Source organism: Pseudaeromonas sharmana, assembly GCF_042649925.1.
GTDB lineage: Bacteria > Pseudomonadota > Gammaproteobacteria > Enterobacterales > Aeromonadaceae > Pseudaeromonas > Pseudaeromonas sharmana.
Genome location: NZ_JBHSAF010000007.1, coordinates 224,523 through 250,148, shown reverse-complemented (window position 1 = coordinate 250,148; position 25,626 = coordinate 224,523). Strand labels below are relative to the sequence as shown.

29 protein-coding genes are annotated in these 25,626 nt (G+C 61.8%); 18 read left to right on the top strand and 11 right to left on the bottom strand.

Annotated elements, in window-relative coordinates:
- Window positions 1-31 precede the first annotated feature (31 nt).
- From ACFOSS_RS08870 to ACFOSS_RS08850, 5 genes are all read right to left on the bottom strand, one after another.
- Complete coding sequence (locus ACFOSS_RS08870) at window positions 32-1,045, bottom strand: NAD-dependent epimerase (protein WP_377151953.1); 1,014 nt, start codon at window positions 1,043-1,045, stop codon at window positions 32-34.
- Window positions 1,046-1,115: 70 nt separating this feature from the next.
- Window positions 1,116-2,831: an ArnT family glycosyltransferase gene (locus ACFOSS_RS08865; protein ID WP_377151952.1), complete on the bottom strand. Its 1,716-nt coding sequence runs from the start codon at window positions 2,829-2,831 to the stop codon at window positions 1,116-1,118.
- A gap of 41 nt (window positions 2,832-2,872) precedes the next feature.
- Window positions 2,873-3,208, bottom strand: a complete 336-nt coding sequence (locus ACFOSS_RS08860) for a lipid-A-disaccharide synthase N-terminal domain-containing protein (protein ID WP_377151951.1) — start codon at window positions 3,206-3,208, stop codon at window positions 2,873-2,875.
- A complete protein-coding gene (locus ACFOSS_RS08855) occupies window positions 3,205-3,960 on the bottom strand; it encodes a glycosyltransferase family 2 protein (RefSeq protein ID WP_377151949.1) in 756 nt (251 codons plus the stop codon). Before ACFOSS_RS08855 ends, ACFOSS_RS08860 begins: the two co-directional genes overlap by 4 nt.
- Before the next feature lie 119 nt (window positions 3,961-4,079).
- Entirely contained in the window at window positions 4,080-4,760 is a 681-nt protein-coding gene (locus ACFOSS_RS08850; protein WP_377151948.1) for an EAL domain-containing protein, read from the bottom strand.
- 139 nt (window positions 4,761-4,899) lie between these two features.
- On the opposite strand from ACFOSS_RS08850, the gene tcdA reads away from it, so the two are divergent.
- Entirely contained in the window at window positions 4,900-5,700 is an 801-nt protein-coding gene (gene tcdA / locus ACFOSS_RS08845; RefSeq protein WP_377151947.1) for a tRNA cyclic N6-threonylcarbamoyladenosine(37) synthase TcdA, read from the top strand.
- Between the two features lie 3 nt (window positions 5,701-5,703).
- Here the strand turns inward: tcdA and ACFOSS_RS08840 are convergent, their stop codons facing one another.
- Both ACFOSS_RS08840 and ACFOSS_RS08835 read right to left on the bottom strand, forming a co-directional pair.
- Entirely contained in the window at window positions 5,704-6,768 is a 1,065-nt protein-coding gene (locus tag ACFOSS_RS08840; RefSeq protein ID WP_377151946.1) for a methyltransferase, read from the bottom strand.
- Between the two features lie 14 nt (window positions 6,769-6,782).
- A complete protein-coding gene (locus ACFOSS_RS08835) occupies window positions 6,783-7,016 on the bottom strand; it encodes a hypothetical protein (protein WP_377151945.1) in 234 nt (77 codons plus the stop codon).
- A 462-nt stretch (window positions 7,017-7,478) separates the two neighbouring features.
- On the opposite strand from ACFOSS_RS08835, the gene ACFOSS_RS08830 reads away from it, so the two are divergent.
- The 17 genes from ACFOSS_RS08830 to ACFOSS_RS08750 are packed head-to-tail and all read left to right on the top strand — an operon-like array spanning window position 7,479 to window position 22,573.
- Window positions 7,479-8,192, top strand: coding sequence for a beta-ketoacyl synthase chain length factor (locus ACFOSS_RS08830; RefSeq protein ID WP_377151944.1), 714 nt, complete (start codon window positions 7,479-7,481; stop codon window positions 8,190-8,192).
- On the top strand, window positions 8,186-8,968 hold the full coding sequence (locus ACFOSS_RS08825) for a lysophospholipid acyltransferase family protein (RefSeq protein ID WP_377151943.1): 783 nt from the start codon (window positions 8,186-8,188) through the stop codon (window positions 8,966-8,968). Before ACFOSS_RS08830 ends, ACFOSS_RS08825 begins: the two co-directional genes overlap by 7 nt.
- A gap of 4 nt (window positions 8,969-8,972) precedes the next feature.
- The gene (locus tag ACFOSS_RS08820; protein ID WP_377151942.1) at window positions 8,973-9,236 is read left to right on the top strand and encodes a phosphopantetheine-binding protein; all 264 of its coding nucleotides are present in this window, start codon (window positions 8,973-8,975) and stop codon (window positions 9,234-9,236) included.
- Window positions 9,237-9,241: 5 nt separating this feature from the next.
- The gene (locus ACFOSS_RS08815) at window positions 9,242-9,490 is read left to right on the top strand and encodes an acyl carrier protein (RefSeq protein WP_377151941.1); all 249 of its coding nucleotides are present in this window, start codon (window positions 9,242-9,244) and stop codon (window positions 9,488-9,490) included.
- Window positions 9,490-10,074 carry a COG4648 family protein gene (locus ACFOSS_RS08810; RefSeq protein ID WP_377151940.1) on the top strand — a complete coding sequence of 195 codons (585 nt, stop codon included), beginning with the start codon at window positions 9,490-9,492 and terminating at the stop codon, window positions 10,072-10,074. Before ACFOSS_RS08815 ends, ACFOSS_RS08810 begins: the two co-directional genes overlap by 1 nt.
- A complete protein-coding gene (locus ACFOSS_RS08805) occupies window positions 10,065-11,432 on the top strand; it encodes an AMP-binding protein (protein ID WP_377151939.1) in 1,368 nt (455 codons plus the stop codon). Before ACFOSS_RS08810 ends, ACFOSS_RS08805 begins: the two co-directional genes overlap by 10 nt.
- Window positions 11,413-11,778, top strand: a complete 366-nt coding sequence (locus ACFOSS_RS08800) for an ApeI family dehydratase (protein WP_377151938.1) — start codon at window positions 11,413-11,415, stop codon at window positions 11,776-11,778. Before ACFOSS_RS08805 ends, ACFOSS_RS08800 begins: the two co-directional genes overlap by 20 nt.
- On the top strand, window positions 11,772-13,463 hold the full coding sequence (locus ACFOSS_RS08795) for a glycosyltransferase family 2 protein (protein WP_377151937.1): 1,692 nt from the start codon (window positions 11,772-11,774) through the stop codon (window positions 13,461-13,463). The genes ACFOSS_RS08800 and ACFOSS_RS08795 overlap by 7 nt, the downstream gene beginning before the upstream one ends.
- Window positions 13,447-15,015, top strand: a complete 1,569-nt coding sequence (locus tag ACFOSS_RS08790; RefSeq protein WP_377151936.1) for an HAL/PAL/TAL family ammonia-lyase — start codon at window positions 13,447-13,449, stop codon at window positions 15,013-15,015. The genes ACFOSS_RS08795 and ACFOSS_RS08790 overlap by 17 nt, the downstream gene beginning before the upstream one ends.
- The gene (locus ACFOSS_RS08785; protein WP_377151935.1) at window positions 15,008-15,430 is read left to right on the top strand and encodes an acyl-CoA thioesterase; all 423 of its coding nucleotides are present in this window, start codon (window positions 15,008-15,010) and stop codon (window positions 15,428-15,430) included. Before ACFOSS_RS08790 ends, ACFOSS_RS08785 begins: the two co-directional genes overlap by 8 nt.
- Window positions 15,427-16,029, top strand: a complete 603-nt coding sequence (locus ACFOSS_RS08780; protein ID WP_377151934.1) for an outer membrane lipoprotein carrier protein LolA — start codon at window positions 15,427-15,429, stop codon at window positions 16,027-16,029. The genes ACFOSS_RS08785 and ACFOSS_RS08780 overlap by 4 nt, the downstream gene beginning before the upstream one ends.
- On the top strand, window positions 16,004-18,358 hold the full coding sequence (locus ACFOSS_RS08775; RefSeq protein ID WP_377151933.1) for an MMPL family transporter: 2,355 nt from the start codon (window positions 16,004-16,006) through the stop codon (window positions 18,356-18,358). Before ACFOSS_RS08780 ends, ACFOSS_RS08775 begins: the two co-directional genes overlap by 26 nt.
- A complete protein-coding gene (locus ACFOSS_RS08770) occupies window positions 18,355-18,960 on the top strand; it encodes a DUF3261 domain-containing protein (RefSeq protein WP_377151932.1) in 606 nt (201 codons plus the stop codon). The genes ACFOSS_RS08775 and ACFOSS_RS08770 overlap by 4 nt, the downstream gene beginning before the upstream one ends.
- Complete coding sequence (locus ACFOSS_RS08765) at window positions 18,957-20,138, top strand: beta-ketoacyl-ACP synthase (protein ID WP_377151931.1); 1,182 nt, start codon at window positions 18,957-18,959, stop codon at window positions 20,136-20,138. Before ACFOSS_RS08770 ends, ACFOSS_RS08765 begins: the two co-directional genes overlap by 4 nt.
- Entirely contained in the window at window positions 20,135-20,587 is a 453-nt protein-coding gene (locus ACFOSS_RS08760) for an ApeP family dehydratase (RefSeq protein WP_377151930.1), read from the top strand. The genes ACFOSS_RS08765 and ACFOSS_RS08760 overlap by 4 nt, the downstream gene beginning before the upstream one ends.
- Before the next feature lie 2 nt (window positions 20,588-20,589).
- On the top strand, window positions 20,590-21,315 hold the full coding sequence (locus tag ACFOSS_RS08755; protein WP_377151929.1) for a 3-ketoacyl-ACP reductase FabG2: 726 nt from the start codon (window positions 20,590-20,592) through the stop codon (window positions 21,313-21,315).
- 25 nt (window positions 21,316-21,340) lie between these two features.
- A complete protein-coding gene (locus tag ACFOSS_RS08750; protein ID WP_377151928.1) occupies window positions 21,341-22,573 on the top strand; it encodes a beta-ketoacyl-ACP synthase in 1,233 nt (410 codons plus the stop codon).
- Between the two features lie 216 nt (window positions 22,574-22,789).
- Here ACFOSS_RS08750 and ACFOSS_RS08745 read toward each other — a convergent pair whose 3' ends face one another.
- From ACFOSS_RS08745 to ACFOSS_RS08730, 4 genes are all read right to left on the bottom strand, one after another.
- Window positions 22,790-23,230 carry a hypothetical protein gene (locus ACFOSS_RS08745; RefSeq protein WP_377151927.1) on the bottom strand — a complete coding sequence of 147 codons (441 nt, stop codon included), beginning with the start codon at window positions 23,228-23,230 and terminating at the stop codon, window positions 22,790-22,792.
- Window positions 23,231-23,312: 82 nt separating this feature from the next.
- Window positions 23,313-23,777 (bottom strand): cysteine desulfurase sulfur acceptor subunit CsdE, encoded by a 465-nt coding sequence (gene csdE / locus ACFOSS_RS08740; protein WP_377151926.1) that lies wholly within the window; start codon window positions 23,775-23,777, stop codon window positions 23,313-23,315.
- 17 nt (window positions 23,778-23,794) lie between these two features.
- Window positions 23,795-25,015 carry an aminotransferase class V-fold PLP-dependent enzyme gene (locus tag ACFOSS_RS08735; protein ID WP_377151925.1) on the bottom strand — a complete coding sequence of 407 codons (1,221 nt, stop codon included), beginning with the start codon at window positions 25,013-25,015 and terminating at the stop codon, window positions 23,795-23,797.
- Between the two features lie 134 nt (window positions 25,016-25,149).
- Entirely contained in the window at window positions 25,150-25,587 is a 438-nt protein-coding gene (locus tag ACFOSS_RS08730; protein WP_377151924.1) for a hypothetical protein, read from the bottom strand.
- Window positions 25,588-25,626: the final 39 nt, after the last annotated feature.

The window sequence follows — 25,626 nt, the reverse complement described above, 5'->3', positions numbered from 1 at the left end:
TACCTCGCCCTGTCATCGTTGACAGGGGATATTATGCGGGCTGGGCATATAAGCCGCGATACCAGGCGACAAACTGGGCCAGGCCATGGGCCAGCGTTGTACTGGGCTTGAAGCCAATCGCCGCTTCCAGTGCTGCAGTGTCGGCGCTGGTCTCCAGCACATCGCCCGGTTGCAGCGGCAGCAGGTTCATCTGTGCCGGCACGCCGAGGGCGCCTTCCAGGGTACGGATAAAGTCGATCAGCGCCACCGGCTGGCTGTTGCCGATGTTGTAGACGCGGTACGGCGCACTGCTGTCGGCCGGGGTGCCGCTCTCCACCGTCCAGTCTGGATTGGGCTGCGGGATAACGTCGGTCAGACGCACCACGGCTTCGGCGATATCGTCGATATAGGTGAAGTCGCGACGCATGTCGCCGTAGTTGTAGACGTCGATCGGCTTGCCTTCCAGGATCGCCTTGGCGAACTTGAACAGCGCCATGTCCGGGCGGCCCCAGGGGCCGTAGACGGTGAAGAAGCGCAGGCCGGTCACCGGCAGCCCATACAGGTGGGCATAGCTGTGGCTCATCAGCTCGTTGGCTTTCTTGGTTGCAGCGTACAGCGACACCGGGTGATCGACGCTGTCGGCGGTGGAGAACGGTGTCTTGCGATTCAGGCCGTAGACCGAACTGGATGAGGCATACAGCAGGTGGCCGACCTGATGGTGGCGGCAGCCTTCGAGAATATTCAAGTGACCGACCAGATTGGCGTCGGCATAGGCGTGCGGGTTGTCCAGCGAGTAGCGCACCCCGGCCTGGGCGCCGAGATGAATCACCCGCGCGAAGCCTTCGCGGGCAAACAGATCGGCGATGGCGGCCCGGTCGGCCAGCTCCATCTTCTCGAAACGGAACTGCGGATGCGGAGTCAGTCGATCCAGACGCGCCTGCTTGAGGCGGACATCGTAGTAGTCGTTGAGATTGTCGATACCGACCACCTGATGGCCGGCGGCGAGCAGACGCTCGCTGACATGAAACCCGATAAAACCGGCGGCACCGGTCACCAGCATCTTCATAGCAGACTCCTTGCATGACGAGGCCAGATGGCCCCGCGAGCAGAGACCGGCTGGGCCGGTCTGTGTGGATTTAGGGTTGTTGTGGATCGTAGTGGAACGGAGTCAGCGCCTCGCCGGATTGGCGGCACGACGCCCGCAGCGCGCGCTGCGGATACAGGGTCCACTCCTCACCATGGCGTAAGCCCAGCGGCTGGGTGTCGGCCGGTTCAAAGCAATTCTCCATAAACTTGGCCGGCGCCAGCAGCCAGCGATGGCCATCGCCTTGTGTCAGCCAGGTCAGACTGGCGGCGATCTGCGCCTTGTTTTCCATCAGGTAGGGCCAGTGTTCCAGCGGGCGCGGGGTGAACAGCAGGAACTGTTCCCGGAATTTCAGAATCAGTACCTGATCTTGAGCCGGTACCCGCTGCTGCACCTGCTGCATGATGTCGATCGGCGTGCGTACCGGATTCATCAACGGGTAGCCCCACAACCCCCAGTGCAACCAGAGGATGCTCAAGGCGCCGCAGACGGCAGTGAAGGGCGCCTTGCGCAACCACGCCGCCAGCAGCAGGCAGCAGAGACCGGCGCTGAGCAGCAGTGGCCAGGGGTCTCCGCCCAGTTCAGCCAGTTGCGCCTCAAGTTTGGGATGGCCATGCAGGGCGGCCACCACCGCCGCGACCGTCAGTACGGCGCCAAGCACCCATACGAGGCCAGACCACAGCCGAGCGGGCCAGCGACGCTGCAACCAGAGCGGCAACCAGGGGGCGGCCAGCAGGGCCAGGACCGGCGTTGCCGGTGTGATATAGACTCCGCGTTTGCCAGGCGACAGCGAGAAAAACAGCAACACCAGCACTATGTAGCCAAGTAGCAGGAGCACGGTGCGGTTCCCCTGTCGCAAGGCATCGCGACAGCTCCAGACCAGCCAGGGCAAGAACAGCGACAGCGGTAGCCAGAATGCCGGTATCACCTCGGTCAGGTAGTACCAGAAGGGTTTGACGTGATGCCACGAATTGGCGTAGCGGGTCACCGTCTGACGGAACAGGATGTTGTCACGGTAGGCGACATAGGTGGCATCACCCTGGTGAGCGACGGCCAACACCATCGGCACCAGCCACAAACCGATCGCCAGCAGCAGGAACAGCGGCCCGGCGATCGCCTTCAGCCAGGCTTGCCGGCTGGCGGCGCGGATCTGCGCCCTGTGTGTCCACAAGGCTGGTATCAGGATCAGGGCGGCCAGGATGCCAACCCCTTTGGTGATGATCCCCAGTCCGGCGGCAAACCAGCCGAGATAATACCAGCGCCAGCCGGCGTCAGTCAGCAGGAAGCGCAGGAAACCGTAGACACCGAGTGTGATAAAGAAGGTGACCAGCGCATCTATCTGCGCCCCCTTGGCCTGGATGGTGAACTGGACCGTGAATAGCAGCAGCAAGCCGGCGCGGAAGGCGGTGGCACGATCCCACAGGCGCCGGGCGATGTCGAAGACCAGCGCCAGCGTTCCCAGGCCGGCCAGCAGGCTCGGCAACAGAAACGCGATACGCAGCGAACCGGTCAGGCTGTAGAACAGCGCTATGGCCCACATGAACATCGGTGGCTTGTCGGGGTAGATTTCACCACCACGAAACGGGAACAACCACTGCCCCGACTCCACCATCTGTTTGGCGATCAGCGCGAAACGTGGTTCGTCGGCGGGCCAGGGATCCCGTAACCCGAGTCCGGCCCCCAGGACAACCAGACCACAGAGCAGCAGTAGCCAGAAGGCCTGCTGCGTCTGGCGCGGGCCATGCAGTAGAACGTGATCAGAATGCATCGAGGCTCCTCGTCACAAGAAAGGGCTGGTCGCCCTTGTCGTCAATGGCTGGCGCGGTCGCGTTTCCAACCACGATGTTTGATATCGAGATAGAGGCTGTACAGCGCGGTAAAGGCCGGGAACAGGTTTTGCAGCACGCCGACGGAGTCCTGTTTGGCCGAAAACAGGAAATAGCTCAACGTCATCAGGCTGCCCAGAACACTCATGTACCAGAACAGGCGCGGGATGACCGGCTTGCCCGCCCGTTTCGAAGCCACAAACTGCACCAGCCAGCGCCCGCCAAACATCAGCGCCCCTGTGTAACCAATCAATTTCCAGCCGGTGATATGGATGCCGGTCCAGAATAACCAGGTGATCGGCAGATCCAGCCAGCTCACAAGTGGCTCTCCCGTACCTGGATGACCTTGGCCCGGCGTTTAAGCCACCAGACTCCGAGCACATCGACCAGACCCACCCATAACCGGTTCCAGACGCCGTAGTTGGAGCGTCCGGCCATGCGCGGTCTGTGGTTGACCGGATGCACCAGCATCAGGCCGCCTTGGGCCTGAATCAGCGTCGGGATGTAGCGATGCATGTGGTTGAATGACGGCAGGCGCAGATAGCGTTCGCGGCGCACGGCTTTCAGACCGCAGCCGGTATCCGGGATACCATCATTGAGCATGAAGTCGCGGAAGCCGTTCGCCACTTTCGACGAGAGGCGCTTGACCCAGTCGTCGCGGCGATTGACGCGGTGACCGATCACGCCCCAGACGCGCGCATCCAGAGCGTGGCGCTGCTGTACGCTCTGCAGCATGCCGGGAATATCTGCCGGATCATTCTGACCATCGGCATCCAGTACGACCAGCCACTCGCCGCGTGCTTCCCAGGCGCCGCTGAGGATGGCCATGCTCTGGCCGACACTCTGCTGGTGGCTGATCAGGCGCAGCCGGTCGAAGCCGTCGGCCTGCAGTTGCAGCAGTGTGGACCAGGTGGCATCCGTGCTGCCGTCGTCGATGTAGATCAGTTCATACTCGAACTGACCGTCCATGGCGGTACGGATCTCGGTAATCAGGGGGACGATATTTTCGGCTTCATTCTTCGCCGGAATGACGATGGATACGGTTGGCTGACAGGTTGCCGGCTGACTCATGATGTGGCCTCGGAGGTATGCGCGAGGGCGCTGGGATTCAAATCAGCACTTATGATGCCCTAGCCAACCTTAAGCTGCAATTAAGATACCCTGGACTGGTTGTTCGACAGCGCGTCTGCTCACAGACGCACCTGAGGCACCTCCAGCACGTGGTTATCCCGCACGGCGTAGCCTTGCAGGTAGTCCACCCGGCGCTGGGTAAGGGCATAGACCATGTCTTCCTGCTCAACGTGAAAGGCCAGCAGCGGGACGCCGCGGGTACGGGCCTCCTCCAGCCAGTGATACCAGGAGGTCTGATGTTCCGGGGTGGCCGCCATGCGCAACAAGTCAAAGGGTAGAAACTGGCTGTAGGGGTGTTCCAGATGCTCGATATCGAGCGCAAAGCGAATGCCGCGATCATGCAGCGCCACCATGGCCTTGCGCAGGTGCGGCATGTCCTGAACGCACTCCAGCTCCAGTGTGTGCAGCATCAGGGTTGCCGGTGCCAGCTGGTGTGCCAGCTCCTGCAGCGCCAGCTGCATCTCGCTGTGACTCAGCGACTCCGCATACAGATTCAGCAGCCAGAGGCCGCTGTCCTGCTTGCTGTCGACCAGCATGCTGGCCATCTCGCAGACCTGGAGATCCAGTTGATGGCGCAGGCCGAGGTGACGCACGATCTTCAGCAGTTCGAACGGATTGTCGTACTCCTTGAAGCGCAGCAACAACTCATGGCCAAATAAATCACCCTCCCGATGCAGTATCGGTTGAGCGATAAAATACATGGCGCTGCGATTCAGGATCGGGGGCAGTCCCTGCAGCATGATGTCATTCCTCATGCCTGGTCTCTTGCCTAAAGTGTAATCCATAACCTGATGGTCGGGCTCCGCCGACACCAATTTGGGTTACCGGCCGGGCTTGCTATACTCTCCGCCCCGCAATTGCCATCACAATGAGGTTAAAATGAGTCCGGAATATCTGCAGCGCTTTGGCGGCATCGCGCGCCTGTATGGCCATAGCGCATTGCAAGCGTTCGCTGCCGCCCATGTCTGCGTGATCGGCATCGGTGGGGTGGGCTCCTGGGCGGCCGAGGCGTTAGCCCGTTCCGGCGTAGGACATCTGACGCTGATTGATATGGATGACATTTGCATCACCAATACCAACCGCCAGATCCATGCGCTGCAACCGCAGATCGGTGAGCTGAAAATTGAGGCGATGGCGGCACGCATCCGACAGATTAACCCGGAGTGCCAGATCTCGCTGGTGGATGATTTCATCACGGCCGACAACCTGGAACAGTACATCCATGCTGGTTTTGACTATGTCGTCGATGCCATCGACAGCATCCAGGCCAAGGTCGCGCTGATTGCGTTTTGCAAGCGGCGCAAGATCCCGGTCATGGTTGTCGGCGGCGCCGGCGGCCAGCTGGATCCGACCCAGGTCACGATCGCCGATTTGGCGCGGACCACCATGGACCCGCTGGCGGCACGGGTGCGGGCTGATTTACGGCGGCGGTACGGGTTTAGTCGCGAGCCCAATCGCAAGTTTGGTATCGAGTGCGTTTACTCGACCGAGCAACTGCGTTACCCGGATGGCGCGGGCGGGGTCTGCCAGGCCAGGGCGCAGAGTGATGGCAACCTGAAGATGGATTGCGCCTCCGGTTTTGGGGCCACTACTGTGGTCACGGCGACGTTCGGCCTGGTGGCGGTATCTCGGGTGCTGGTCAAGATTGCCGAGCGCGGCGCGCGTGCCCGGCCATCCTGATGCTCACGGCGAGGGCGCGACGATCAACAGGGTATGACCGCGTCCTATCTGGTCAAATTCCTGCTCAATCCGGAAGCCGGCCTGCTGCAGCAGTGCGATAAACACCGCTGAATGGTAGAAACGGCTATTGCCGTTGGCCAGACAGGTGAAGTAAAGCGATGTGGCGTTCAGACTGAACTCGGCGGCGGCAAAGGGTTGTCGATCCCAGAACAGCTCCAGAATTGCCAACCTGGCTTGCGGCTTCATGCTGCGGCGCACACGCTGCAATATGCTGACGATCTGTTCTTCACTGAAACAGTCGAGAAACTGACTCATCCACCACAGGTCGGCCTCTGCGGGGAGCGGCGTCTCGGTCAGCAGATCGACCGCATGGCCATCAATTTGTGCGGCCAGCCCGGCTTGCTGGATGGCTACGCTGGCCAGAGCCAATTGTTGCGGCAAGTCCAGTATCGTGACTCGAAGTGCCGGATCGGCAGCGGCACAAGTCATTGCCCATTTGCCGGTATTCCCGCCGACGTCATAGAGATGTGTGGGATGCAGATCGAGAATATGCGGTAGCACGGCGTCAAAGGCGCGATCCGAATAGAAATGGTCAAACGCGAACCAACTGTGCTTAGCTGCTTCGGGCAACTGACTCAGTGCCGGATAAATTGTTGGCCAGTCGCCAAAGACCTGCAATCCCACTGGTTTGCCCTGTTGTAGCGACGGTAGCAGGCTGGCCATGGCGTGGTAGCAAACATGCTGGGTGAAATCCATATTCACCCGGGTCATCGCATCGTGCAGCAGGAAATGACCAACGGCGGTCAGGACAACGCGATCCTCCTGCCTGGCGAGCACTTGTCCGCTGACGGCCATGTCAAACAGCACCGAGACGGCATAGCGGGACAGACCGGTCCGGCTGGCGGCATCAGCGACATTCATACCCTGCTGGCAGCTGTCGATTGCGGCCAGCAATCCAGATTCGCGCAACGCCCAGACGGTTTGGAACAGCACAGGGCCGAAGGCGATCTGCTGCGCCAGCGAGATGGCTGCCAATGCGGAGCGGGGGGACTCTTTCGAAGAAGGCATGTCAGGCTCCACCGTTATTGTCCGGTTGTTGGCTGACGTAGCAGCTCAACCTGAATCGTCTGATCCAGCAGCGTTATCCACTTGTTGTAGTTGCGATGGATCTTGCCGCTGCCATCGGCATCCAGCCCCTGGCTATCGACGTAGTGCAGGCTGTACTGGGTTGCGCTGTAACGGATCTCAATATGGGCACTGTGTTTGTTGCGCACGGTAATCTTGCCATCGATACGCCCCGGCTCAAGTTCGGTCATTGTCCAGCGCTTGAGGGTTCCGGCAACAAGAATTGCATTTTTGACCTCTTCGATGGTCTTTTTTTGTGAAACTTGGTTATCAATATTTAATATAGGTTGGAAATTTGCGCATCCAGCCATTAACAACAGAGCGCAAAGTGTATAACACCATTTTTTCATCATGATTATCCCTGCTCATTTACTATTTATAAAACAATGGTTTCTTATCAATCTGACATCATCATAACAGGGAAAGAAAAGACGAAAAGCATGGTTAATTCAGAAAAATAATCAGTTTCGCGACAAAACTATTTTGTGTGATTAAATCGTAGATTTCATGTTGGTTATCTTTTGTAAGTCGGCAAAAAATGCGATTCTCGGTTTATTACTCGGAACGGATTCTGGCGTTCGTTCAGAGAATACATACATGATGCGCTTACAATGATCGCCAGAATTCACACTGTGCAGGGATAGACACACTTCATGCGGGAACCCGGTTTCTCATTGTTGGATATTGCGGCGCTGGCGCCAGGGCTGGCCCACGCAGCGGACTGGGCGAACTGGGCTGCCGACGGCGTATGGCCGGACAACGCCGCCTTGCCGGCCACCCCCCGAATCCCCCCGATGCAGGCCCGGCGCATGAGCGTGGCGGCCCGCCTGGCCGTGCAACTGGCGTTGGAGTTGATGGCGCGCTGGCAACCGGGTTATCTCATCTGTATCAGTCGGCATGGCGAGTTGCAGCGCACGCAAACCCTGCTGCAAAAGCTGATCCGTGCCGAACCTCTGTCGCCGACCGATTTCTCGATGTCGGTGCACAATACCGTGGCCGGCCTGACGACCATCACTGCGGGTCTGCAGATGGCGGCCACCTCGCTAGCCGCCGGTGAAGATGGCCTGCAGGCCGGCTTGATGGAGGCCTGTGCCTGGCTGGGCTGCCAGGACGCTCCAGTCCTGGTGCTCTGTTTCGATGGCCAAGTGCCGGCGTTCTATCAGCCGTGGGTGGACACAGGTGTGCCGCCCTATGCGGTCGGCATGCTCCTGACGCGCGGGTCGCAATGGCGCTATCGGGGCTCGACAGCAGGCACAACGGGCGCTTCGGCGCTGCCACAACCCCTGCAGTTCTGGCGCAGCTGGCTCAAGGGAGAATCGGCATGCCTGCTGGATGCCGGCGCACAACAGCGGTGCTGGCAATGTTGAGCGGGCTTGACATGGCGTGGCGGCTGCTGGCGACGGCCGTGTCGTATCTGGTGTTTGGTTGTGGTGCTGTTGTCCTGACGTTGCTCTGGTTGCCGTTATCCTGTCTCTGTCGCAAACCGATACAGCGCCGACGCCTGGCGCAGGCGATGATTCGCAGCGCCTTCCGGCTGTTTTTATCGCTACTGCGCGGACTGGGGGTCATCAGTTACCGGATCCTGGGTCAGGAGCGGCTGCAGCAGGATCACGGCTGCTTGTTGGTCGCCAATCACCCCAGCCTGCTCGATTATGTCCTGCTGGCGTCGCTGTTGCCGCAGTGTGATTGCATCGTCAAGCGGGCGCTGTGGCGCAATCCGTTTGTCGGTGGCATAGTGCGCGCCGCCGGGTATATCCCCAATGCGGACCCTGATGAGCTGATTCCCGCCTGTCAGGGGCGGTTGCAGCTGGGCGGTGTGTTGCTGATTTTTCCGGAAGGAACGCGCAGCACTCCGGGGGCGGCGCTGCGACTGCAGCGCGGGGCGGCGCATCTGGCATTGCGTTGCCAGGTTGATGTGCGTCTGGCACATATCGCGTGTGAGCCGGCGACATTGACCAAGCACACTCCCTGGTATCGGGTGCCGCGACGCAAACCGCATTTCGAAGTCAGGATTGGGGAGCGGGTTGCCATAGCGCCATTCCTGGCCGCTGCACAACCGGTGCCGTTAGCCGCCAGAACCTTGACGGGATACTTGACGCGGGCATTGACCCCACCGGCACAGAATTCTCTATGCAATGGATAAAAAAATGACTGGATTACAAAACGAAATCAAAGAGTTGATTATCAGCAGCCTGAACCTGGAAGGGCTGACCATCGAAGATATCGATACCGACGCGCCGCTGTTCGGTGCCGGGCTTGGTCTCGACAGCATCGACGCCCTCGAACTGGGGCTGGCGGTCAAGGGACGCTATGGCCTGGTGTTGTCTGCCGATGATCAGGATGCTCGCCGCCATTTCGCATCGGTAGCGGCGCTGGCGGCGTTTGTTTCATCGCAACAGGCTGCGGAGTGATCGACATGCAACGTGAAGCGGTATTTGAACAGGTGAAATTGGCACTGGTAGAGCTGTTCGAGCTGGATGCGGCATCGGTTACCGAGACGGCACACCTGTATCAGGATCTGGAGCTCGACAGCATTGATGCCGTCGATCTGGTAGTGCGCTTGCAAAAACTGACCGGCAAGAAGATTCGTCCCGAAGAGTTCAAGACGGTGCGTACCGTCGGCGACGTGGTCGATGCGGTAACGCAACTGCTCGCGGATGCCTGATGCGGCGCCTGTGTGTGCTGTTGGCCGCACTGGTGCTGGCGCTCTACCCTCTGCTGGTGTGGTGGGGGGTGACGCACCAGCAATTGTTGCCGGCGCTGCTAGTGCTGAGCCTGGGGTTCACCATGCGGCTGATTCTGGCATCTGGTTCCACGCCTGTGCCCGGGCAGGGGCTGCGCGCGGTCGCCGGCCTCGGCCTGCTGCTGTGCCTGCTGGTCTGGTGGCATCAGCAGACGCAGTGGTTGCTATGGTATCCGGTGCTGGTGAATGGCCTGGGCTTCGCGCTGTTCTTTATCAGTTTATGGCAACCGATGACGGTGGTTGAGCGCATCGCTCGCTGGCAGGAGCCTGCCTTGCCTGCGGCGGCGGTAGGCTATACGCGTCGCGTCACCCAAGTTTGGTGCCTGTTTTTTCTGCTCAACGGCGCTGTGGCCGGCTGGACGATCTGGCTCGGCGATATGCGCTACTGGAGCCTGTACAACGGCGTGATCAGCTATCTGGCGATGGCGTTGCTGATGGCGGGCGAGTATCTGGTTCGCCGCCGGGTTCGGGCGCGCATCGACGATATGGAGCGCTCATGTCACTAACTCTGGAGCAACGGCTGGATACGCTGCCGGCAGGGGCCGAGGTGGCCTGGTGCGGGCAGCAGTATGTTACTGCCGGGCAGTTGCGTGCCGATGTGGCGACCCTTGCCGGCTGGCTGGCGGCGCACCCGGCCCGGCACTGGGCACTGTGTCTTGATGATGCCTACGCCTTCACCGTCGCCCTGCTGGCCTGTGGCATGGCGGGTTGCGTCGCCGTATTGCCTGGCCACCGCCGCCCAGCCGGGCTGGAAGAGCAAGCGCCATACATAGAGGCGCTGCTGGTGGATGGTGACTGGTCATCGGCCGTGCTCTCCTTTCCGGTATGTCACTGGCAAGCCGTGATGGCCGCGCCGCTATCGGCGGCGCCGACGACACCCTGGCCGGCACCGCTGTCGGTGCTGATGTTCACCTCGGGCTCGACGGGGGTACCGCAGGCCATCCTGAAACAGGAGCGGGAGCTGCTCGCCGAGGTAGAGATTCAGGCCGGACTCTGGGCGGATGCGCTGGCTGGTGCCGTGATCCTGGCGACGGTCAGCCAGCAGCACATCTACGGTTTGCTGTTTCGCATCCTGCTACCGCTGCGGCTTGGATTACCCTTGGCGGCAGCGACGTGCACTACCCCAGAGCAATTGCAGGCCGCCGTCCGGGGACTGATGCGTCCCTGGGCGCTGATCTCCTCTCCGGCGTTTCTGGAACATCTTGACCCCGACCTATCCTGTCCGGGCGCCCGCTGGCTGGTCTCCTCTGGCGGGCCGCTTTCGGCGTCAGGTGCGGCACTGAGCCAGCGCTGTCTCGGTTTATCCCCGGTTGAACTCTATGGCAGCAGTGAGACCGGCGGCATTGCCTGGCGTCAGCAACATGGGAGTGACTGGATGCTGTTACCCGGCCTGACGCTGAGTGTGGATGCTGCGGAAACCTGGTGGCTGACCTCCCCATTCTTGCCGGCCGGGCAACGCTGGGCGCTGTCGGATCGACTGGTCTGGCAGGAGAATGGGTTCCGGTTGCTGGGGCGGGCCGATCGCGTCATCAAGCTGGCCGAAAAGCGCATCTCGCTGGATGAGGTCGAACGCCGGCTGCGCGCTGTGCCCTGGATCGCCGAGGCTGCCGTGGTACCGCTCGAGATTGGCGGGCGCCGCTGTCTGGGTGCCGTGCTGATCCCGTCGGCAGAGGGCTGGCGGCTGCATGCGACCCTGGGTGAGGGACGTCTGCTGTTGCAACTGCGACAGGCACTCAGGCCCTGGCTTGAACCGGTCGCCTTGCCGCGACGTCTGCGCTGCCTGAGTGCAATGCCGGTCAATTCGCAAGGCAAACGGCCGTATGCCGTGCTCAAGGAGTTATTCGATGTCGCCATTGAGTGCTGAGATCCGCCGCTGGCCGGTGGTCGCGGCCCGGCAGTCGCTGCCGGATGGGGGGCTGCGCCTGCGGCTGTGGTTGGAGCCGGACCTGGTCTGGTTTGCCGGGCACTTTCCCGAGGCTCCGTTACTGCCTGGGGTGGCACAGTTGCATATCGCCCTGCATCTGGCCACCACAGAGCTGGGTTTACAGGGCGAGTTTGCCGGCATGGAGGTGATCAAGTTCCAGCAGCCGTTGCGTCCTGGTCAGCATGTCGAGCTTGATCTGTGCTGGGAGCCGACGCGGCAACGGTTGCTTTTCACCTATCGACTGGATGAGGCCCAGGCCAGTTCGGGGAGGGTGCGCCTGTGTTGACGACCGCGCCGCCGTTCACCCCCTGCCTGCTGATCCCTTGTTATAACCATGGGCCTGCATTACTGGACACGTTGCAGGCGCTGGCAAGGTCCCACCCTCTGCTGCAGCTGCCCTGCATCGTCGTGGACGATGGCAGCGATGCCATGACCGCTGAATTACTCGACAGTCTGCCGGCTCGCTACCCCGGTTTGCAGCTGGTGCGCCATGCCGTCAACCGCGGTAAGGGCGCTGCCGTTATCACCGGTTTGCAGCAGGCGGCAGCGCTCGGTTTCAGCCATGCCTTGCAGCTGGATGCCGATGGCCAGCATGACCTCGGTGATCTGCCGGCATTGCTGGCGCTGGCACAGCAAACACCGCAGGCGTTGATTTCCGGCGCACCAGTTTATGATGCTTCTGCCCCGGCTGGGCGGCGCTATGGTCGCTATCTGACTCATGTCTGGGTTTGGATTGAGACAGCCAGCCTGGAGATCCAGGACAGCATGTGCGGATATCGCGTCTACCCGCTGGCCGCGGTGATGGCGCTGTTGCAGCAGGTGCAGCCCGGGCTGCGCATGGATTTTGATATTGAGATCATGGTCCGCCTCTACTGGGCCGGCGTGCCGGTGCGCTTTCTGCCGACCCGGGTGCATTACCCCGCGAATGGCCTGTCCCATTTCGATGTCTGGCGCGATAACCTGCGCATCTCCTGGATGCACACCCGTCTGGTGACGGAGCGGTTGCTTGGCTGGCCGCAACGCTGGTGGCGACGGCGCCACTGGTCGCGGACGCCGGAGCGGGGGGCCGAGTGGGGGTTGCGTCTGATGCGCTGGAGTTATGATCGTTTTGGCCGCCGCGGCTTCCAGTGCCTGCTGTATCCGGTCATCACCTATTTCTGGCTGACCGGTGTGCGTCAACGGCGCGCCAGTCAGGTCTATCTGTCCCGGGTCCGCGCGGTGGCACGACGCCGCCAACTGGTGCTGCCGGATGCCGACAAGGGCAGCTGGCACCATTTCGTGCGCTTTGGTGAAGCCATGCTCGACAAGCTGGCCGGCTGGCGCGGCGAGATTGGCCGTGACCAGATCCGTTTCCACGGTGAGGCGCACTATCAGGATTGCCTGCAGCATGGCGGTGGCCAGCTGATTCTCGGCTCTCATCTCGGCGATCTGGAGTTGTGCCGCGCGCTGGGAACCGCATTTGGCGAGGTCACCATCAATGCGCTGGTGTTTACCCGCCACGCCGAACGTTTCAATCGACTGCTGGCCAGTGCCAACCCGGCGGTGCGAATGAACCTGATCTGTGTGCAGGATCTCGGTCCCGAGACCGCCATGCAGCTGAAGCAGAAGCTCGATGCCGGTGAGTGGGTGGTGATGGTGGGCGATCGCACCTCGGCTACCCAGGAGCGGCGGGTGATACAGGCCCGCTTTCTTGATGCCCAGGCTCCGTTTCCGCAGGGGCCGTTTGCCCTGGCGGCGGTATTGGGTGTCCCGGTCTCGCTGTTATTCGGTTTGCGTATTGGTGGCCGGTTCGAGGTATTCTTCGAGCCCTTCTCGGCGCCGATTCAGCTGCCGCGGCAGGCCCGGCAAGCGGTGCTGGCCGAACTGGTACAACGCTACGCCGACCGCCTGGAGCATTATTGCCTGCAGGCTCCTCTGGACTGGTTCAATTTCTACGACTTTTGGCAACTCTCCGATGACGACTCAGCATGACTCCTCGATGACGGTCACCTTTGGTGATGGCCGCCTGACAATTGAAGCGGTATGTGCCCTGGCCCAGGGGCGTGCCAAGGCCCGGCTCTCTGACGACGCCGGTTTTATGGCCCGTATCGCGCGCGGGGCGGCATTCCTCGATCGCCTGTTGGCCGAGGAAGGGCATATCTATGGTGTCACGACCGGATACGGTGATTCGGTGACACGGCCTGTGCCTGCGCATCTGGTGCCGGAGTTACCGCTGCACCTGACCCGGTTTCATGGTTGCGGATTGGGGGCCGATCTCGGGCTTGAGGCCGGGCGAGCCGTGCTGGCGACCCGACTCTGTTCACTGGCCCAAGGGGTCTCCGGTGTCAGCCCCGAGTTGTTGCAGCGGCTGTGCTGGTTGTTGCAGCAAGACCTGATCCCGCGGATCCCGGAGGAGGGGTCGGTGGGGGCCAGTGGCGACCTGACGCCGCTCTCGTATGTGGCGGCGGTGCTGGTCGGCGAGCGGGAGCTATATCGCGCCGGGCAGTTGCAACCGACGGCACACGTCTATCGCGAGCTGGGCATCGCTCCTCTGGTGCTGCGCCCCAAGGAGGGACTGGCGCTGATGAACGGTACCTCGGTCATGACGGCGCTGGCCTGCCTGGCTTTCCAGCGGTGCGAGTACCTGATGCAACTGACGACGCGCATTACGGCCCTGATGTGTGAGGCGCTGGCGGGCAACGCGTTCCACTTCGATGCCCGGCTGTTTGCGGCCAAACCGCATCCCGGCCTGCAGCAGATTGCCGCCTGGTTGCGCGATGACCTGGCGGCGGGGACGTTGCCACGACACAGTGATCGGTTGCAGGACCGCTATTCGCTGCGTTGCGCACCCCATGTCATCGCCGTGGTGGCTGACAGCCTGCCGTGGTGGCGACAACTGATCGAGAACGAGCTCAATAGCGCCAACGATAATCCACTGATCGATGGTGATGAAGAACATGTGATGCATGGTGGTCACTTCTACGGCGGTCACATTGCCATGGCGATGGACAGCATGAAGACGGCCATTGCCAACCTCGCCGATCTGCTGGATCGCCAGCTGGCGCAACTGGTCGACAGCAAATTCAACAAGGGGTTGCCGGGCAACCTCAGTGGTGCGCACGGTGAGCGGCGTGCGATCAATCATGGTTTCAAGGCGGTGCAGATCGGCGTTTCAGCCTGGACGGCTGAGGCCTTGAAGCAGACGCTGCCGGCCAGCATCTTTTCGCGTTCGACGGAATGCCATAACCAGGACAAGGTCAGCATGGGCACCATTGCTGCCCGTGATTGCCTGCGGGTACTGCAGCTGAGCGAACAAGTTGCCGCCGCCTGTCTGCTGGCTGGAGTCCAGGGGGTGGAGTTGCGGCGGGCGTTACAAGCCGATGCCGCACCGTTGCCCGCAGCCCTGCAGGCAACCTGTGATGCCGTTCGCGGCGTGAGCCCGCCTCTGGTGGAGGATCGGCCGCTGGAGGCCGAACTGCGGCAGCTGGTGGCGGCGATCCAGCAGCAGGCGTGGCCTCTGTATGCGGAGGTGGGTCATGGATGAGCGCCGTTTGCCACACGCCGAGCTGGTGTTGCGGGTCCCCTTTCATGATGTCGATGCCATGGGCGTGGTCTGGCATGGCAACTATTACCGTTACCTGGAGCAGGCGCGCTGCGAACTGCTGCGGCAGATCGGGTACGGTTATCGCGAGATGGAGGCATCAGGTTATGCCTGGCCGGTGATCGATACCCGCTTGAAATTCATCGCACCGCTGCGTTTTGATCAACTGATTCGGGTCTGTGTCAGCGTGACCGAGTATGAAAACCGCCTGCGGCTCGACTACCAGATTCTGGATGCCGAGAGCGGTGTCCGGGCCAGCAAGGGCTACACGATTCAGGTGGCGGTGGCGATGCCATCCGGCGAAATGCAGTGGGTGTCACCACAGATCCTGCTGCAGCACCTGGGGGTGGCCGTATGAGGTGGCTGCTGTGGCTGCTCTGTTGGCCCGTTTGCGCGCAGGCCGATTCGCCATTGACGATGGAGGCGTTGCAGGCGCGCTTGACCGCGGCACAGGTGCAACGCTGTCAATTCGAGCAATCCCGCGCGCTGGCCGGGTTGGATGTCCCGTTGCGCTCATCTGGACGCATGCTGTTTGACCGGCAACTCGGGCTCTGGTGGCAACAGCAGCAGCCCTTTGCGATGACGCTGCGTCTGAATCAACAGCGCTTCGAACAACAGCTGGAGGGGCAGGCTGCCGAAGTGTTGACGCCGCAGCAACAACCCCAGCTGTTTGAGTTCTCGCGCCTGATGCTCAGTCTGTTTGCCGCGGACCGGGCGGCATTGGAGCAGGCCTTCACGCTGACGCTGACCACAGGATCACCCGACTGGCAGTTGCAGTTACAGCCCCGGCAAGCGCCGCTCGATCAGGTATTCAGCCGGCTGGTACTGACGGGGCAACAGCACCTGCAAGCGCTGTTGATCGTCGATCGCCAGGGGGGCGAGACGCACATCCGTTTTCATGACTGCCAAACCACACCGACGGAGCTGAGTGATGCTGAGCGGCAACTGTTCCACTGATCGCTTGCAGCGGCGCTGGCGTTGGTTGGGCTGGGGCTGGCTGCTGCTGGTGGTGCTGATGATGGCACTGCTGGCCTGGCGGCTGCCCACCGCACAGGTGAACAGCAGCGTGCTGGCGCTGTTGCCGCACGATGAGGCCGATACGCCCCTGGCGGCATGGCAGGCACCGATGGCCGAACGCATCGACCGCCAACTGTTGTGGCTGGTCCATGCGCCGGCAGGCGCCGAGGCGGCGGCCTGGTGGCAACAGCAGTTGCAGCAGCTGGACGGGTTGACGCATCTGGTGGGGGCCGATCCGGCGTTACCGCAACATTGGGGGCAGTTTTATGCCCAGTACCGTTATCAGCTGGCTAATCCGGCCATCGAGGCGCGGCTGCAACAGGGAGCGGCGGCCTGGTTGCACTGGGTGCAGGGACAGATCTACTCGCCGTTTGCCGGTGTGTCCGCCCGCGAGTGGCAGCAGGATCCCTTGCTGCTGACCCGACAGATGGTGAGTGGCCAGGCGTCGGGCTCCTTGCGTATGCAGCAGGGCTGGCTGGTGAGCAAGGATGAGGCGGGGCGTGACTGGTATCTGGTGCGCACCGAGCTGGCAGGGTCTGCATTCGATTTGACGCGCAGCCATCGGCTGGTCACGGCGCTGGATCAGTTGCAGCAGCAACTGGTACAGCGCTTCCCTGGCGCCATGCTGCTGCAACGGGGCACGCTGTTTTACAGTGAACATGCCGCCGAGCTGGCCAAGGCGGATATCTCGACCATCGGCCTTGGTTCCCTGCTCGGCGTCATGCTGGTGATCTGGTGGGCCTTTCGCGGCTTGCGCCCATTGTGGTTGTGCATGTTGCCGCTGGGGGTCGGGCTGGTGGCCGGCTTGCTGGCCGTGCTGCTCTGTTTTGGCCAGATCCATCTGTTTACGCTGGTGATCAGCAGCAGCCTGATCGGCATCTCGGATGATTATTCGCTGCATTATCTCAGTGAGCGTCGTTTGCATCCGGATGAGGCGCCCTGGGCAACGGCGGTGCGCCTGTGGCGGCCGCTGCTAATGGCGCTGCTGACCACGTTGTTGGGGTACCTGTTGCTGTGGCTGGCGCCGTTTCCTGGACTGCAGCAGATGGCTGTATTCTCGCTGGCCGGCCTGCTTGCTTCGTTCATCACTGTGTTCTGCTGGATGCCGGGACTGGTGGGCCAGATGACGCGGCGGCCGCTGCCGGCGCGCAGCTGGATGGAGGCCTGGCTGGCGCTGTGGCAGCGCAGTCGCCTGTTACGGCGTGGCGCGCCGTTGCTGCTGCTGTTACCGGCGATGTATGGTATCAGCCAGCTGGTGGTCGATGATGATGTGCGGCGTCTGCAGCCGTTGCCCGCCGAGTTGCAGCGCCAGGAGCAGCAGATTGCCCATCTGACCGGACAGGGCAGTGAGCTGAGCGGTTTCCTGGTCTCCGCGGCTTCGGCCGAACAGACGCTGCAACGCGCCGAGCAGTTGGAGAGCGTGCTGGCAACGCTGAAGCGCCAGGGTGTCATCGCTGACTATCGCAATCTGGTGACCGCCTTGCCGTCGCAGGCCAGACAGCAGACTCGCTATCAGGCCTTGACGCAGATGGCGGACCAGGTGGCGAAGGGCTTGCCGCACGGGGACCAGCCAAGCGCCGCCATGCCGCCGTTTCAGCCGTTGACGCCGCAGGCATGGCTGGCCAGTCCGGTCAGTCAGGGGTGGCGCTTGTTGTGGCTGCAACAGGGCGAGCGGGTAGCGCTGCTGGTCCCGGTGCAGGGCGTACAGGATGCGCTGGCACTGCAGCAGGCGACGGCCGGCCTGACGGATGTGCACTGGCAGGATAAACGTCAGAGCTGGAGTGATCTGTTTGCGCGTTACCGCATGTTGCTGGCAGCGTTGCTGGGCGCCGGGATTCTGTTATCGGGGCTGTTCATGTGCTACCGGCTCGGCTGGCGGCCGACGTTGCGAATACTGGTGACGAATGGGCTGGCACTGCTGCTGGCGACCGCCGTGCTGGGCATGGTCGGCATGCCGTTTACGCTGTTCAGCCTGCTGGCGCTGAGCCTGGTGTTCGGCATCGGCGTCGATTACGGTCTCTTCTTCGCGCATTGTAGTGCCGACGAGCCGCAGGGTGAGGCGGCGCGCGAGCGGCGGGTCGCCACCCTGTTGGCGATCTTGCTGGCCAATCTGACAACCCAGCTGGCGTTTGGCTTGCTGGCCTTCAGCCATACCCAGGCGATTGCCTCTTTCGGCCTGGTTCTCAGTGTCGGCGTGCTGGTGTCGTTTCTGCTGGCCCCGCTGGCGTTACCGCGTGCGACGCAGAGAGAGGAGGCAAGCCGAGGATGAGCCTGCGACACGTATTAGCCTTATTGCTGGCGGGACTTGTTGCCTGCTCGACACAACAGCCTCCTGTCGCGGCACTGGATCGGCAGACCTGGACCCCGTTGCCGACTCCCTGGCCGGCACCGCTGCAATATCGTCAGCAGCTGCTCACGGTCTCGCTGCCCGGTTCGACACACGATGGCCAGAGTCTGATGACGGTGTTGACAGCACAGCAGCAGGGTCTGCGGCTGATTGGCCTGACCCCGATGGGCGTGCGGCTGTTTCAGATTGACTATGACCACAGCGGTGTACACAGTGCACAACTGCCCGGGTTGGCCAATCTGGCTTCGAGTTTGCCGCCGGCCCCCCAGGTGCTGGCTGACGTGATGCTGGCGTATTGGCCGCTGGCCAGTTGGCAAGCGACGCTGCCCCGCGGCTGGACCCTGGTCGAGCACAACGGTCAGCGGCTGTTGCGCAATCCGGCGCGCGAGCTGGTGACCGAGATCCACTATTGCACGACCCCAAGCGGTGCCGAGCCGTGCCGCTTGACGCAGCATGTGTTTGGCTATCAATTGACGTTACGAACCCTGGCAAGCCAGCCGGTTCCCACAGGAGGAACGCAATGAGCGTCGCACCTTGTTATATCCATGGCATGGGTATGATCAATGCGCTGGGCGTCGGGGCGAGCCAGGTCGCGGCAGGTTTGCAGGGACCGTCGCCGCTGGCGTGGCATCACACGCCGCTGCACGATGGTCGCCGGGTCCGGGTCGGTGCCGTCGCGGCGGCCTTGCCGGAGTTGCCACCTGCGCTGGCCGGGCACGCGACGCGTAATAACCGCTTGCTGCTGGCGGCGTTAAGCCAGATAGAGAATGAGATTACGAGCGCGCTGACCCGCTTCGGCGCAGAACGGGTGGCCGTGGTGATGGGCACCAGTACGTCAGGCATTGATGAAGGCACGGCGGCATTGGCCGCCGCCGAGTCAGGTGCTGCGCTGCCAGGCTATGGTTATCAACAGCAGGAGCTTGGAGCGCCGGCGCTGTGTGTGTCGGCCCTGATCGGAAGCCGTGGTCCGGCCTACACGGTTTCGACCGCCTGTTCGAGCAGTGCGCGCGCCTTTATTTCGGCACAGCGTCTGCTGCTGTCCGGGTTGGCCGACGCGGTGATCGTCGGCGGGGCCGACTCGTTGTGCGAGTTGACGCTGAACGGTTTTTACAGCCTGGAGTCGCTGGCGACCGATACCTGTGCGCCGTTTACTGCACAACGCGACGGCATCAATATCGGCGAAGGGGCCGCTGTGTGCCTGCTGACGCGAGAGCCGGGTACGGTGGCCCTGGTGGGTGCAGGGGAGTCATCGGATGCCTATCATATTTCGGCTCCTCACCCCGAAGGAACTGGGGCCGAAGCTGCGATGCGGATGGCCTTGCTGCAGGCCGGGGTTGCTCCTCAGTCGGTGGGGTATATCAACTTGCATGGTACCGGCACCCGGTTAAACGACGCCATGGAAGCCGCCGCCGTCTATCGTCTGTTTGGCGATCAGGTGCCATGCAGTTCTACCAAGCAGTTGACCGGGCACACACTCGGCGCCGCCGGTGCGACCGAGGCGGCGATCGCCTGGTTGCTGTTGACCGGGCAGGCATCGCTGCCGGCGCAGTGGTCGCACCCGGCCACCGTCGATCCCGAGTTGGCGCCGATTGGTTTGCTGTGTGGATCCCCGCCGCTGGCCCGGCCCTGGGTGCTGTCGAATTCGTTTGCCTTTGGCGGTAATAACGTCAGCCTGCTGTTTGCCCGTGGGGTGGCGTCATGATGCCGTCAGTAGCCAGTCTGTTGCCCCACGCCAGTCCCATGCTGTTGTTGGATGAGTTGCTCTGGGTCGAGGGTGAGCGAGCCTGTTGTCAGGTGCGGGTCGGACCGCGTCTGGCGCTGTTTAGCCGTGAGAATGGCGACGTGCCGGCTTGGGTCGGCATCGAGTTGATGGCCCAGACCGTCGCGGCCTGGGCGGGGTACCGGGGGTGGCAACAACAACAACCGCCCCGAATCGGCCTGCTGCTTGGCTGCCGTCAATATGTCAGTCACCAGCCGTTGCTGAAGGCCGGCACCCTGCTGCGCATCGAAGTGGAGCAGTTGATGCAGGATGGCGGTCTGAGCAGTTTTGAATGCCGTCTGTTTGCGGAACAACAGTTGGTTGCCGAGGCACGGCTGAGTACGCTGCAGCCGGAACCGGACGCGTTAAGCCAATTATTAGGAAGAGCCTAGTCATGCAAAGACAAGTACTGGTCACCGGGGCCAGCAAGGGTATCGGTCGGGCGATTGCCTGCCGTCTGGCGGCGGATGGCTTCGACATCGTGGTGCATTATCATTCGGATCTGCAGGGCGCGGAGCAGACACTACAGCAGGTGCAGCGTAGCGGTCGTGATGGCCGTCTGCTCTGCTTCGACATTGCCGACCGCGAGCAGTGCCGGCAGAGACTGGAGTCAGATATCGAGCAGCATGGTGCCTACTACGGGGTGGTCAGCAATGCCGGCATCATCCGCGATGCGGCATTTCCGGCGCTGAGCGATGATGATTGGGACGGGGTCATCCATACCAATCTCGATGCTTTCTACAATGTGCTGCAGCCTTGCGTGATGCCGATGATAGCGGCACGCCGCGGTGGCCGTATCGTCACGCTCTCCTCGGTATCCGGGGTCATGGGCAACCGCGGTCAGGTGAATTACAGCGCCGCCAAGGCCGGCATCATCGGCGCCAGCAAGGCCTTGGCGCTGGAGCTGGCCAAGCGCAAGATTACGGTCAACTGCGTGGCTCCGGGCTTGATCGATACCGGTATGGTGGCCGAAGAGATCCAGCATGAGGCGATGAAGCTGATTCCGTTGCAGCGGATGGGGCAGGCCGAAGAGGTCGCAGGACTGGTCAGTTACCTGATGTCGGACATTGCCGCTTACGTGACCCGGCAAGTCATTTCGATCAACGGCGGCATGGTATGAGTCGTCGAGCAAAAGGAACCAACAGATGAATAAGCGCGTCGTAGTGACCGGTATGGCCGGTGTGACAGCGTTCGGCCAGCAGTGGCCTCTAATCCGTGAGCAGATGCAACAGCGACGCAATGCGGTGCGCCATATGGCCGAGTGGGCGGCTTATCAGGGCCTCAATACCCGCCTGGCGGCGCCGATAGCGGATTTCTCGCTGCCAGGGCATTACAGCCGCAAGCAGACCCGCAGCATGGGCCGGGTCTCGCAGATGGCGACCGTCGCGACCGAACTGGCGTTGCAACAATCCGGTCTGCTGGGCTGTGCTGTGCTCACCGATGGCCGTACCGGAATTGCCTACGGATCTTCGACCGGCAGTACGGCTCCGATCTCGGCGTTTGGCCATATGCTCAACGAAAAGACCACGGAACAGATTACCGCCACCACCTATGTGCAAATGATGCCCCATACCACGGCGGTCAATGCCGGCCTGTTCTTCGGGCTCAAGGGCCGGGTGATTCCGACCTCCAGCGCCTGTACCTCCGGCAGTCAGGCCATTGGCTACGCGGCCGAGGCGATCCGCCACGGTTACCAGACGGTGATGGTGGCCGGTGGCGCCGAAGAGTTGTGTCCGTCCGAGGCGGCAGTGTTCGATACCTTGTTTGCAACCAGCCAGATGAACGATCAGCCGCAGGCCTCACCGCGACCGTTTGATGCGGCCCGGGATGGGCTGGTGATCGGTGAGGGGGCCGGCTCGCTGGTGCTGGAAGAGCTGGAGCATGCCCGACAGCGCGGGGCGACCATTCTGGCCGAGCTGGTGGGCTATGCCAGCAACTGTGATGCCGCCCATGTGACACAACCCCAGAAGGAGACGATGCAGATCTGCATGCAAATGGCGCTCGACCAAGCCGGATTGCAACCGCAGCAGATTGGCTATATCAGCGCCCATGGTACCGCTACCGATCGTGGCGATATCGCCGAGAGTCACGCCACCCATGCCATTTTTGGCAACCGGACACCTATCTCGTCACTGAAGAGCTATTTTGGTCATACCCTCGGGGCTTGTGGTGCCATCGAGGCTTGGCTGGGCATCGAGATGATGCGTGATGGCTGGTTTGCCCCGACATTGAATCTGCAACAGCCAGATAGCGCCTGTGCCGAACTGGACCATCTTGAGGCCGGGGGACGGCAGTTGGCGGTGGAGTACCTGATGTCGAACAACTTTGCGTTTGGCGGCATCAATACCTCTCTGATCTTCCGCCGCTGGTGTGATTGAGGCTGCTGCTATGCGTGACGATAGCGGCCCACAGCCGAATGGTGAGCAGACAGGCAGGTGCTGTTCCCATTGATCCAACCGATGGCGGCAAGAATGCCGCCATCGGGCCCCATGAGGGGTTGACGGCCTGTTGGTACGGACAACCTTGCAGCCTGTTCCTTGAGTGCAGGGTCTTGGCCCTTGGACATCTGGTTAATGGTCCTTGGCACACCAACCTTATGGCTTGGCGTTGAAGTAGGCTTTAGCGCGCTCGGATTCCGCCGCCAGGGGGGCATATTCCAGCCAGGAGTCCTGAGGTTTGTTCTTGTAGCGGACGACGCCTTTCTCGGTATCGAACTCGTAATATGGATAGACTTCGCGCAGATTGAAGAAGGCCGCGGGTGCGAAGAACAGAATGTCGGCCGCCAGATAACCGCCATTGAATTTCAGCGGCAACACCCCGTACAGGACTTTGCCCTGTGGCTGTTCGACCTTGAACTCGTAGTTGCCAAAGCTGGTGGTTTTCAATGTCTCGCTGCGTGGGTTCCCGGAGTGTTTGCCTTCCTTGATGGTGATGGTCGCATCGCTCTGGGTTGAACTCAGTTGTGTCACCGCCGAGCAGGCACACAACGCCAGGCTGCTGAGTAGCAGCAGGGGAGTTTTGAATTGGGAGAGCATCGTTTTATCCTTGTATTTTGTTGGCCGACCAGCATAGTAAATTAGCGGGCATCAGCAATATTTTTTGTTATTTTTCATTAAATTAAGTGATGTCTGTCGCTGCGGAAACGCGCTCGCGGATCGCATCTACCATGGCGCGCAAGCCATTGCCGCGCGACGGACTCAGGTGTTTGGCCAACTGCAGCGCGTCGAAGTAGGCCTCGATATCGAACTGCTGAATCGCGGCGGCGCTGTGATGATTTAGCGCTGCCAGCACGACCGCCAGCAAGCCGCGGACGATGCGTGCTTCACTGTCGGCGGCAAAGTGCCAGATACCTTCGTCATCCTGTTCGCCCAGCAGCCATACCTGGCTCTCGCAGCCGGCCAGCTCCTGTTCCTCGCCGCGCCAGTCCAGCGGGATCGCCGGCAGCTGTTTGCCGAGCAGGATCAGCTCGCGGTAGCGCGCCTCCCAGGCTCCGGCCTGACGGAACCGCGCCAGCACGCTGTCGGCGTTCAAATCCGCCTGTCCTAGCGGGTGCTGACGTAAAAAGGCAGTGTGATCGGTCATCTGGCGGGCTCCTCGGCTCAGAAAAAATCGGGTAAGCGGGCCAGCGCCGCCAGTACGGCGTCGACTTCCTGCTCGGTATTGTACAGGGCCAGCGACAGTCGCAAGGTGCCCTCCACACCCAGCGCCTGCATCAGCGGCATGGCACAGTGGTGGCCGACGCGGCTGGCAATCCCCATCTGATCCAGCAGCTCACCGGCATCCTGAGGGTGGATATCGCCCAGCCGCAGTGACACTACCCCGACCCGCTCGGCGGTGGGAGCCAGCACCTCGACAAATGGCAAGGCGGCGAGACCGGCCAGCAGCCGATCGCGCAACCGTGCCTCATGTTCACGCCAGCCGACGGGCAGGGTCGCGATAAACTCCAGCGCCGCCGCCAGCCCGATGGCCTCGGCGATGGGCGGCGTGCCGGCCTCAAAGCGCAGCGGGATGCGATTCCAGGTGCTGCCGGCGAAACTGACGTGGCGAATCATCTCGCCACCGCCTTGCCATGGGGGCATGCCTTCGAGCACGTCGCGGCGGCCATACAGCACGCCGATACCGGTCGGTCCATACACCTTGTGGCCGGAGAAGGTGTAGAAATCGCAACCGAGGGCCTGGACATCCACGGGCAGGTGGCCGACCGCCTGGGCGCCATCCACCAGTGTCAGGGCGCCGACGTGGCGGGCGGCAGCCAAGAGCTCACCGAGCGGATTGATCACCCCAAGGGCGTTCGAGACCTGACTGATAGCCAGCATGCGGGTGCGTGGGCCGATCAGCGCCAGACCGGCGGCAATGTCGAGGGTACCGGCCGCGGTCAGCGGGATCACGCGGATCACGGCTCCGGTACGGGCGGCGAGCAGTTGCCAGGGCACTATGTTGGCATGATGCTCCAGCGTCGACAGCAGGATTTCGTCGCCAGCTCGCAGCTGGCTGCCTCCCCAACTGGCTGCCACCAGGTTGATCGCCTCTGTCGTGCCTCGGGTCCAGACGATTTCGTCGCTGCTGGCGGCATTGAGAAAGCGCCGCACCCGTTCGCGTGCCGCCTCGAACGCCGTGGTGGCGCGGGCACTCAGCGTGTGGGCGGCGCGGTGAACGTTGGCGTTGTCGGTGCGGTAAAAGTGGTCCATGGCCTCAAGCACAGCTAACGGTTTTTGCGTCGTGGCAGCATTATCAAGATAAATCAACTGGTTACAGTTAATGTTCTGATGCAGTGCGGGAAAGCAGGCGCGCAGTTCGGTCAGTTGGGTGGTGGAGAGCATGCTCGGGCATCGATCCGGTATAGAAGCGTTATCTCTATGATCGGCAAAACCTGGATGCAAGGCAATGGGCGTATCGCCGCATCGGCGGACTGGCGAGCGGGTCAGTCCGCACCATCGATGAGGTGAGTTTGTGATCAGCTAGCACTGTTTTCTAGCGTTTCGAGCTCCTGCTGGTACTGCTGTTGGGTCCGGCTCAGCTGGCTTATCTGGCTGTCCAACTGCTGCAGCGTGCTGTCATCTGTCGCCGCTGTGCCTTGTTGCTGCTGGCGCTCGAGTTGTTGTTTTTCCTGCTCCAGTTTTGCGATCTGCTGTTCCAGTTTCTCGATTTTTTCCTCCAACTCGGTGATCTCGTCTTCACTGCTGGTACTGCTACTGGCGCCGTTGGCGCTACTCTTGGCGGCATCAGCCTGTTGCATGGCCTTGCCTTCGGCCGAGAGGGTGACCACATCACTGCTGCTTTGACTGCTACTGGTGTTGCTGGTGCTGCTGTCAGGCGTACTGCTTTGCGAGACGCTCTGGCTTGCACTGGTCAGGGTGCTGGCGAGCGTGCTTACACTGCTACCGATTTGCATCTTCATCTCCTTGCGTTCTTCACCATGGACAGCTGGCTA